Raw genomic sequence first — 10,044 nt, 5'->3', positions numbered from 1 at the left:
CTGTAAACATCGTTCCCCGCAATATTCTGATTGTAGGGCTCATTGCTTTGTTCATGGTTCTTGTAGCGCATGGCTGGCTTATGCTACACAGTCAATCGCAGCGGGTGCATCGTATGAAACAATACTATAGCCTTATGCTGCCTTCACTGAATGCTGTGCAGTCGTTTATACTGATGACGAATCAATCGAAAATGCTTTCCGTTAATTGGGTTTACCTTCCTGCTGATGGCGAGTCAAAAGCTTCTTTACGAAAGCTTCAGCAAGAGCAGTATCCTATTCTTAAAGACAAGCTCTTAAAATATAGTATAGCATGGAGCGAGGAGCAGTCAACACAAATAAACCTGGCGCTGATACGTTTTGATACGTTGATCGCCGTACAAGAAAATGGCATCATGGCAAACCTCGTAACAATTGATAACTATGAAGACCCACTGGTAAAGCTGCTGGCAGAAGATGCTGTTGAGAGTGCCGTTATTCCACGTGCCAATGCGATTCTGACATCCCTTACAACCCTGGCAGAACAACAACGTATAGCGATGGAAGCTTATGAAAAAGAGGCTGTGCAAACAACGATCGATGACTCACGCATAAACTCTCTATTTATAATTGCGGCTGTAACCATCGGCTTGCTTTGCCTTATCATGTCTTTATTTATTGTTCGTTCTGTGCAGCCGCATATACCGTTTGCCAATGGCACTACTCCCGATGCCAATGCAGCGCTCACAAAAATTCGCATCATAGAATGGATTGCGAAGACGGAGAACGAAGAACTCATTTCGCAACTGGACGACATTCATAAATCTACATCTATAGTTAAGTAAATCCGGAATTTATCGTTATAACGTTTATCATTCTCCCATCACATAATGGTGGTATATGGGCAAATTATAGCTATACTTTTCTCATAGCATACGTATGCATTCACTAATTTCATTGCCCGATTAAAAACTATAGTTTGACTTAAAAAAAATCCCTCATGAAAAAAAACCTCAAAACCACGGCACTGTATGCCGTCATCCTTTCTTGCTTAGCGCTCAGCTGCTTTATCTTCTCCGGCTGTAATGATCATGAAGTTTGTGCAAAATGTAATGCTGCATTCGCCAAGGAAAGAAGAGTAAAACAGATTGTGTACTACGATAACACCAGTACGCTGACAGAAAAGTATAGATTCTATTACCAGAATAACCTGGTGGATAGCATCGTAAAAGTATCTTACGGAAGTGCAAGCTCCAAGACTGCCGGCTCTGATAGTGTTATAACACGCTTAAAGGTAAGCTATGCTGCAAAAGAATGTATACCTTCTGCATACACAGCCAAGACCTATATACCGGCCAGCCCGGTAAGTGTAGAGAAAGCATTCTTCTCGGTGTCTGGCACCAGCATTAACAACAAGCACCTCGCGTTTTATCCGGATGAAGATTTCCTGGTGGTAGACAAGACTGCTGACATTGACTATACCTACGATGGCAGCAATCGTGTAAGCACGCGTAAGGGCACAGACTATGGCATATTAGTTTGGCCAAACATCTATGGCAACGAAAATTTCTATACTTATACCGGCAACAACATCACACACATTGTTGCGCAAAAAGAACAAGCCGGCTATAACCTTGACATTACGTTCGATGCCAGAAACAGTCCCTTCAGTATACAGGCCGGTGTGTTATACTATCTGAACCTTATCTCTTATCCTGACCAGGAATATTTCGAGACGCTAGCAGTTGACCGTAATAATCCTACGAAGATTGTCTATAAAGGAACGGATACATCCAACAGTTTTGTGACCAGCACCTTTACTTTTACCTATACGTATGATGTACTCAGCTATCCTACCAAAGTAAATATACATGAGTCGACAGACGATGATGTGCATGGCGATAGCGAAACCGACCACGGCACCTATTTATTCTCCTACTATTAATGAGCAATAAGGCCTCTGGAAACGGAGGCCTTTTCTACATCCTGCCTGCAATACCCTACAAAATTTGATTATTGAGTTTACCCTTGTGGAATGCGCGATTGCCCCCAGAGCTTCATTACTGCTCAAGTATAGAACCAAATGAAGTAGGGCCCTGAGTAAATAAATATCGCTGCAGATCAGAATTTTATTTGGTAACTTATCGTTCTTATGTGGAAGTCCCGCCCGTAATGGCTTGTCTGCATACTTCCACCACGAAATAGTCGTTTATTCTATGTCGCAACAAAAAACCGTAGGGTATGTACGCACGATTGATCCTTGTCGTCCTTGTCCTCTGTTCCGCATGTCAGTCAGGAAAACTCCCATGTCCGGACCCGCAATTTGCGAAGGTAAAGAAATCTACTCCGCGCAAAGGTTTCTTTGATCCATCACCACCAGCATCGGCCAAAGCCGAAACGGAAGAGGAGCAACATCGCCAGTCAAAGGGCAGCCGGAGCAACAGCAAAATGATCACACATGTGTCCGTGGAAGAATGGGATTGCCCGCATCCCGGTCAAAAGAAATATATGCCGAAGGAAGTGAAGCAGAACATTCGCAAAAATATGAAGCGCATTAATTCTACCGATCAGGAAAATGCCGCCGATTCTGTTCGCACTTCTTCAGGCCAGCAGTAGCTACCTTTCACGGAGGCTTAACAAAGCTCTAACTTATAGTTTTTTTTGCATCTGGCCTCTGTGAGAGATTTGCATTTCCCATCGGCCGGAAGCTTGCAGCCAGCCGCCTCTTCTTATTCCTCCTGATACTCTCCATTCGCTTTCTGTACAAACTCCGAAGGAGTAACGCCAAAAAGTTTTAAAACGTCCCGCTACCTTCGCATATTGATCGACTTGCTGTTGGCTGCAGCTGATCAAAATAATTTTCCTTATCTGAGCAAGTGTAGCAGGCTAGCTCCAGGCAAACACCGTCTTGAAGATCACGTATTCGGCAAAGACTCCTCAAATATTTTGTATATCATAAAGTGTTTCCATACATAATTTAGCGTTACGTAAAAAAGTTTCCAAAATGGAACGGGAATTTATTGAGATTGATTCGATTGCTCAGGAAGGTGATTGCAATATACCTTCAGGTACATAATATTCTTGTATACATCTATAGGTATAAATACCGATGCGATACTGCGTAATTTTTTATAGTATATTTTCCTAAATATGGAAACATATTGCAACGTCAGTATTAACAATTGACATATTATGTATCATCTATAAATTCCTTACCAAATGAAAATCAGAAAACTATTCAGCCTGCAACTAACCATTATCGCCGCACTTATTATTTTTTCTTGTAATGAACCTGAAGAAAGTCCGAACTCCAAACAAGTCCCTTCTATTAAACCAGTAACTATTGTTGACGACCGCCTAAACTTTGCTTCTAAGGAAGTATTTAAGAATTATATGACAGAGTTACTTGGAACAAATAGTAATTCTAAAATTATTCGTGAAAAGTATACAAGAAATGGCAAGTTTAAATCGCTTCGCGATATCCGGATTGAGAGAACATTGACTTTAGCCAGAATAGAATCCGATAGCATGGCTATTGAGGCAGACACATTAATTGACGATCCGAATTTCGAAAGTGTTCTCAATGAAAATCATGAAGTTCAGGTTGAAGGAACTTTGTATAAAATAACACCCTATGGAACCTATATTTGCACTCCAGAAAAACGTGACAGGGTGAATGAAATCTTGGCTACCCTGCTACTCAATAACTTTGAGCTCACGCCAATAAATAGAACGATCCCTGGAGAACAAAAACAATCTGAAAACATGTATTTTGTTGAACCCGGAATATATAGACTCGATAGTTTTAACGATACTCAAAAAGTGGAGATTACAGCTTCTGACTCTGAAGCTCAGGGATTATCAAATGGAAGAGAGACAACAAATGATCTTCTACCACAATATATTTACGATCAATTTCCAACCTATAATTTTGATGCCAAAACTTGGCTGGATCATTACTTCAAGACATTTTTGGAAGAACTAAGCCGCACACAGAAAATTTCGATAGCAAGCATCGAGTAAAAGTAAATTTTTACAATGTTAATTTTGGAGTGTATGCGTCTGCCGGTATAAATGTCAAAATGCAAAGAAAGGGTTGGACTGGAATATGGAGAAATGATGATGCCGAAGAGCTCCGCTTAGGATGGGATGGACTAATCATAGATTTAATGCTTCCAAATGCACCGCAACCAAATATACCTACTGTTGATTTTGGGAATGTAAAACTCGGGGACATCACATTTGCCACGCACTCTATCTCGGTTGCCGGATATACCATTCCCAAGGGAAAAATCAATGATGCCCTAAATGGGGCTTTGGAAGGACAATTCAGAAATGCTCTTAATGAAATTTATAATTATGCATTTGTTACGCTGGCTCCCGGGCAATTTAAGTACCAAGAGGATTATGTTAAAATGTTTAGAGTTGTATATCCTGATAAGATTAAGCTGGTATTTGGAAAATATGAGGTGGCAGAGAATAATACCAATAGCATTAGCAAAGTATTTGATTGGAATGTCGGGCTAACAATAAAATGGAATCCCAACGGCACTTCTGTCACCAGTCAAGATTTTAGTGCAAACGGATCAGCCACCGCCTATAAAATTATAAGCGGAAGTGTCTACGGGGCCGGTAAACATGATGGCGCTTGGAAAGGCGCGCGTGTTGATAAGAAATAATGGGATTGAACGCTTGTGGCTTTTGGTTACAAGCGTTCATAAAAAAAATTGAATGATTAGAATAATTATGTTAACGGATATTAATTTTACTCTATCAGCCTTAAAAATAGGCGTGACGTTGCTGCTGCTGCTGTTTTGCCTACAGACTATATTAGCACAAGATAACATCAATGACATAAATCCATTAAAGAACAACCAAATTAAAGTAAATGCCAGTGTAATAGGCTTAAGCTTGAATTGTGAAAAGTCAATAAGCAGAAGTCTGGCAATAAACTATGAGGCAGGTCTAAGTTATAGTTTTTACGTAGGAGGAGGGGCACTTTATGGAAATCGATTTGGATATGAACTATCCCCTATATTTTCAATCGAAAACCGATGGTACTATAATTTGCATAAACGGTTAATAAAAAATAAACCAACGATCAACAATAGTGGCAATTTTTTAAGCTTAAAAGCAGGATATCGTGCATCGCCGGTTGTGTCAAAGAATTTATATAACAATCCTGTATTTGTAATTATTCCAGCATGGGGTATTCAAAGAAGCATTGGAAAAAAAGTTAGCTTTGAGTTTGCTACAGGTTATGCATTTATAGTTGACACACACCGAAAAGAATGGAGCCGAAATATAAACTTGTCCATAAAATTTGGATACATATTAAAATAAATTTACCAAATAGTGTCTACTTAACAGTGGTTGCTATTTTTCTACAAGGTTGCACCCTTTTAGGTTTCTATAAATACGATTATATATCCCACAAAAAAGTACGAAGACCTGACGCAGGGGTATCTATACCTATCGGCGTTAAAAAGGCCAAAAGACAAATAACACCAAGCCAGGCCTTTAGAGATGCACTCAAAAATTACCGTGAAGGCCGCCATACTTTTCCGCCAAGTATTTGGGACCTTAGCAATTTTAGCGAAAAGGCTGCCCATTCGGTTCAGGAAATGCGCAACACAGGCTTCGATAATCTTGATGTTATATTCTTTAGTCCTGATTCAACACAGATATGGTTCAGCCATAAACCAGTTTATGATCAGAAAATCGGGAGAACAAAAATAGAAGGTTCTTATGTAACAGGAATGTTCATTTTTATTTACAACGATTCATCGTTTCAGACCTTTACAAGATACGATCGGTAGTATCTGGTTGCAGGCCTCAGGCCCTGAGAGATTTGCATTTCCCAGCGGCCGGAAGCTTGCAGCCAGCCGCCTCTTCTTATTCCTCCTGATACTCTCCATTCGCTTTCTGTACAAACTCCGAAGGAGTAACGCCAAAAAGTTTTTTGAAACACTCGCGGAAATATTTCAGGTCGCTGAAGCCAACTTCGTATGTTACTTCTGCAATGGTAAGCTGATTCTGTTCGAGTAATTGTGCGGCGCGTTTCAACCGGATCGTGCGTATAAATTCGTTGGCGGATTGCCCGGTAATTGCCTTGAGCTTTCTATACAGTTGCGTACGACTCATACCGACATCGCGGCCCAGATCATCTACAGCATAGTCGGGGTTGTTCATGTTCTTCTCTATACTTTCAAGCGCCTGCCGCACAAACAATTCATCGGCAGAAGTAAGCGTTACCCGCTTCGGTTCGATGTTGAGTACTTCGTGGTCATTGAACAGCTCGCGCATGCGGTCGCGCATCCGCATCAGGTTGCGTACTTTCAGTTGCAGCAGCCTGGGATTGAAAGGCTTCGTCACATAATCGTCAGCACCGGTTTCAAGACCTTCTACTTTAAAGATGAGCGATGTGCGTGCGGTAAGTAAAATTACCGGTATATGCGAAGTACGAATGTTAGACTTCAATTGGGTGCAGAGTGTGATGCCATCCATTACCGGCATCATTACATCGCTGATGATCACGTCCGGCACTTCTTCCAGCGCTATTTCCAAACCTTCTTTTCCTTCAGAAGCCTGGAGCACACGATATATACCTTCAAAAACAGATTTGATATAGGCACGTACTTCATCGTTGTCTTCCACCACCAGCAGCTTCGGCAGCTCGCTGAGGTTATCGGGCGTTACTTCCGGTTCTTTCTCCGGTATATATACAGACTCCTGTGTTAATGCAGGGTAACGATCCATGCTCTCTACATCGCGCGATACCAGTGTTCGTTCAGAGGCGTCAAAATGATCGGCACCTTTTTTAAGCATCACCTTAAAACGGGTAAATACGTTTACTTCGCTCTGCACCGTTAGCTCACCATGGTGCATATCCACCAGGCTCTTTGCCAGAGCAAGGCCTATACCGGTGCCCGCGTGGTGCTTGTCTTCATCGTAACTGAAGAAGGTTTGAAATATACTTTCAAAGTGTTCTCGTTTTATACCTTTACCGGTATCCTCCACCACAATCGAAATGTTGTCAGCATTCTCCATTACCTGTATCGTAATTTTGCCACCTTCCGGTGTATGCTTGAAGGCGTTGGCCAACAGGTTGAACATGATCTTTTCGAACTGGTCGCGATCGAACCACACGTTGATGATATTGGAAGAAGCGTAGAACGAAAAATCGATCTTCATCTGTTCTGCCAGGGTATCAAACGAAAGTTTTACCTCCTTTATAAACTTGACAATGTTTCCTTCCGAAACTTCGAGTGTAAGATTTCCCGACTCCGCTTTTCTGAAATCGAGCAACTGGTTTACAAGGCGCAGCAATCGTTGAGCATTGCTGTGAATGCTCATTAACTGAGTTCGCGTTTCCTTATCGCTCTCGCCTTTATCGAGCAAACTTTGTGATGGACCCAGTATCAGCGTAAGCGGTGTCTTAAATTCATGCGAGATGTTGGTGAAGAACTGAAGTTTGGCCTGGTTAAGTTTCTCCATATTCTCGCGCTGCAACCGCTCTACTTTCAGATCGTGGCGGAAGTTTGCGCGCATCAATACAAGTGTGCGGAATAAATGCAGTAATAATAAAGCCCCTATCATATACCCGATGCGCGCCCACATGGTTTTCCACCACGGGGGATTCACCACAATTGTCACAGTACTTACCGGCCCCGTCCAGGCACCTTCACTGTTGGCTGCCTTTACCTTAAATATATACTTCCCACCGTTAAGGTTGGTATAGGTTGCATAGCGCCTGGAGGCATCGGTATAATTCCAGTCTTTATCAAAACCTTCCAGCATGTAGGCATACAATGTTTTCTCAGGTGCCGCAAAATCGAGTGCCGTAAATTCGAACGACAAGGAATTTTCGTTATGCTTTACTTCTATTTTGTCTATGGCCGAGAGTGGTTTGTTCAGGATCACGCGTCCATCGAAATCACCGCCTACCGGCACAGGTTTGTTGAATATCTGAAAATCGCTGATGATAACCCTGGGCGTATTCGGGTTCTGCACCATTACATTCGGATCGATAATATTTAAACCTTCCGAACCTCCGAAGAGTAATTTTCCATTCTCATCTTTGAAGCTTACGTTGTTGTAAAAGAAGCCGCCCTGTATGCGATCGTGATGATCGTAATGTTTTATATAATTACGATTAGACGGATCGATTACGGTAAGGCCGTTCCAATGCGCCAGCCACAGTTTTCCGCTATCATCTTCCTGTATACTTACTATAACATCGTTGCTCGGGCCTTGCTTTACTTTGGTGCTGGCAAACTTCTCGGTTCTTCGATCAAACGAGTTAAGCCCTCCTTCTGTACCGATCCATAACAGCCCTGCGTGATCTTCATATACGGCATTAATGAAATTGTTGCTGAGTGTTGCCGCAGAGTCGTTATCATTATTATAAAAATGCCGAATGTCCAGCTTATCGGCTTTCGGCTTAACGCGGTATAATCCGTTGCCCCGCGTTCCTACCCAGAGTACTCCATTGCGGTCTGCATGAATTACCACCAGCGGTGCTTCGCGCAGCAGCTCGTCATGGTATACTGTTAATTTACCATCCACCGCTATTTTGTTCAATCCTCCACTCCAGGTGCCAACCCATATATTTCCGGCATTATCCTCCGCCAGCGACATAATATAGTCGCTATTGAAAGGATTTATACCATCACCTGTAAAATGATCCAATCGCTTTACTATGCCATCAGGCGATACATCGCGTTCATGAAAACGATAAACACCGGCACCGGCAGTACCAAACCATATATAGCCCCGCCTATCCGTATACAGCACTTGTATAAAATTGATAAAGTCATTTGGATTCTGATCGGGAACTCGAATGCGCTGAAAGGTCTTGTTACGGAGTATATATAGTCCCCCGCCAATCGTGGAGATCCAGTAGCCATGATCGTGCGTACTGCGCACTCCGGTAATGATGTTCCTGCTTTTATCGAAGGTACGTGTTTCGTACGCTTCAAAGTCTTTCGAGTAGCTATCAAACTTGTTGATTCCTTTTTTTGTGCCTACCCACAGCACGCCTCCACGATCTACATATAGTGCAGAAACGGTGTTGTGCGAAAGATTTACGTTTTCATCAGCATCGCCCAACGACCGTGTAAATTCATTCTTTACCGGATCGAAGAAGCTCAATCCTTTTTCTGAACCGGTAATAATATACGGATGCTCACCCTTTACAGCACACATGGCGCGGAAGAAGCTATAGCTGGAAGGTTTACCGGGCACGGTATAATTTCTGATAACACCATCTTTCAGATTCTTCAACCCTTTGATGGTGCAGAACCAGATCGATGACTTACCATTCACGGTCAATTCATCCACACCGTAGATAAAGTTCTGGTGATAGGGATCGGCTACATCCTGTGTATACCGGTATTGACGAAACGTATAGTTGTTATCCGTGTTGATCACACGGTTCAACCCGTTGGCAGTAGCAATCCAAAGCTCTTCTGCAGACGACAGGTATATATCGGTAACCATGTTGTTTGAGAGGGCCGCGGTATCCATCGGATCATAATGAAACGATGTGAAGGCATTCTTTTGCTGATCAAAGACATTCAATCCGTTTTCGGTTCCCACCCACAGGTTGCCTTGCCTGTCTTCTGCCACGCAGCCTATGTTATTGTTGCTGAGGCTGGCAGTGTTTCCTGCCTGGTGACTGTAGTGCAGAAAAGTATTCGTGTTCTTATCATAGCGAAACAAGCCGCCCATGTGTGTGCCAATCCAGAGATAGCCGCGGCGATCTTCGTAAAGCGTAGTGATTTTGTTACTCTTGAGTTTTCCGGGAGCATTATCGGAATGATATATAACGGTGGAGTAACCGTCATAGCGGATCAACCCGGACCATGTGCCGATCCATAAAAATCCTTCACGATCCTGAAGTATACAATTGATGGAGCTTTGCGACAGTCCGAGTTTTTCCGGCAGTTGATCAAAGATGATCTCTTTTTGAGGAAGTGCAGCAGGCTGGGCTCCGGCCAACTGTATTGTAAAAAACAAGATGGCTGTTACAAGCCCGTATAGTCGCTGCACTTTATACATGCTGAT

8 protein-coding genes are annotated in these 10,044 nt (G+C 42.6%); 7 read left to right on the top strand and 1 reads right to left on the bottom strand.

The window, feature by feature from the left end:
- From V7Q33_RS14170 to V7Q33_RS14140, 7 genes are all read left to right on the top strand, one after another.
- Positions 1 to 821: hypothetical protein (locus V7Q33_RS14170; protein ID WP_333820245.1), on the top strand; the 821-nt coding region annotated here is incomplete at its 5' end.
- 155 nt (positions 822 to 976) lie between these two features.
- A complete protein-coding gene (locus tag V7Q33_RS14165) occupies positions 977 to 1,921 on the top strand; it encodes a hypothetical protein (RefSeq protein WP_333820244.1) in 945 nt (314 codons plus the stop codon).
- Between the two features lie 296 nt (positions 1,922 to 2,217).
- Positions 2,218 to 2,592: a hypothetical protein gene (locus V7Q33_RS14160; RefSeq protein WP_331982984.1), complete on the top strand. Its 375-nt coding sequence runs from the start codon at positions 2,218 to 2,220 to the stop codon at positions 2,590 to 2,592.
- 603 nt (positions 2,593 to 3,195) lie between these two features.
- Positions 3,196 to 3,999 (top strand): hypothetical protein, encoded by an 804-nt coding sequence (locus tag V7Q33_RS14155; RefSeq protein ID WP_333820243.1) that lies wholly within the window; start codon positions 3,196 to 3,198, stop codon positions 3,997 to 3,999.
- Positions 4,000 to 4,058: 59 nt separating this feature from the next.
- Positions 4,059 to 4,655, top strand: coding sequence for a hypothetical protein (locus V7Q33_RS14150; protein ID WP_333820242.1), 597 nt, complete (start codon positions 4,059 to 4,061; stop codon positions 4,653 to 4,655).
- Between the two features lie 52 nt (positions 4,656 to 4,707).
- Positions 4,708 to 5,319, top strand: coding sequence for a hypothetical protein (locus V7Q33_RS14145; protein ID WP_333820241.1), 612 nt, complete (start codon positions 4,708 to 4,710; stop codon positions 5,317 to 5,319).
- A 26-nt stretch (positions 5,320 to 5,345) separates the two neighbouring features.
- Positions 5,346 to 5,795 carry a hypothetical protein gene (locus tag V7Q33_RS14140; RefSeq protein WP_333820240.1) on the top strand — a complete coding sequence of 150 codons (450 nt, stop codon included), beginning with the start codon at positions 5,346 to 5,348 and terminating at the stop codon, positions 5,793 to 5,795.
- A gap of 76 nt (positions 5,796 to 5,871) precedes the next feature.
- On the opposite strand, the gene V7Q33_RS14135 is transcribed toward V7Q33_RS14140, so the two are convergent.
- On the bottom strand, positions 5,872 to 10,038 hold the full coding sequence (locus V7Q33_RS14135) for a two-component regulator propeller domain-containing protein (protein ID WP_333820239.1): 4,167 nt from the start codon (positions 10,036 to 10,038) through the stop codon (positions 5,872 to 5,874).
- Between the last annotated feature and the right edge of the window lie 6 nt (positions 10,039 to 10,044).

Source organism: Ohtaekwangia sp. (assembly GCF_036786105.1).
Taxonomy (GTDB): Bacteria; Bacteroidota; Bacteroidia; order Cytophagales; family Cyclobacteriaceae; genus Ohtaekwangia.
This window is presented reverse-complemented; position numbering and strand designations above follow the sequence as displayed.

What these genes read in the sequence shown, in the direction of transcription:
- V7Q33_RS14165 (WP_333820244.1), top strand. Translation starts at nt 977, where the DNA reads ATGAAAAAAAACCTCAAAACCACGGCACTGTATGCCGTCATCCTTTCT.
- V7Q33_RS14160 (WP_331982984.1), top strand. Translation starts at nt 2,218, where the DNA reads ATGTACGCACGATTGATCCTTGTCGTCCTTGTCCTCTGTTCCGCATGT.
- V7Q33_RS14155 (WP_333820243.1), top strand. Translation starts at nt 3,196, where the DNA reads ATGAAAATCAGAAAACTATTCAGCCTGCAACTAACCATTATCGCCGCA.
- V7Q33_RS14150 (WP_333820242.1), top strand. Translation starts at nt 4,059, where the DNA reads ATGCAAAGAAAGGGTTGGACTGGAATATGGAGAAATGATGATGCCGAA.
- V7Q33_RS14145 (WP_333820241.1), top strand. Translation starts at nt 4,708, where the DNA reads ATGATTAGAATAATTATGTTAACGGATATTAATTTTACTCTATCAGCC.
- V7Q33_RS14135 (WP_333820239.1), bottom strand. Translation starts at nt 10,038, where the DNA reads ATGTATAAAGTGCAGCGACTATACGGGCTTGTAACAGCCATCTTGTTT.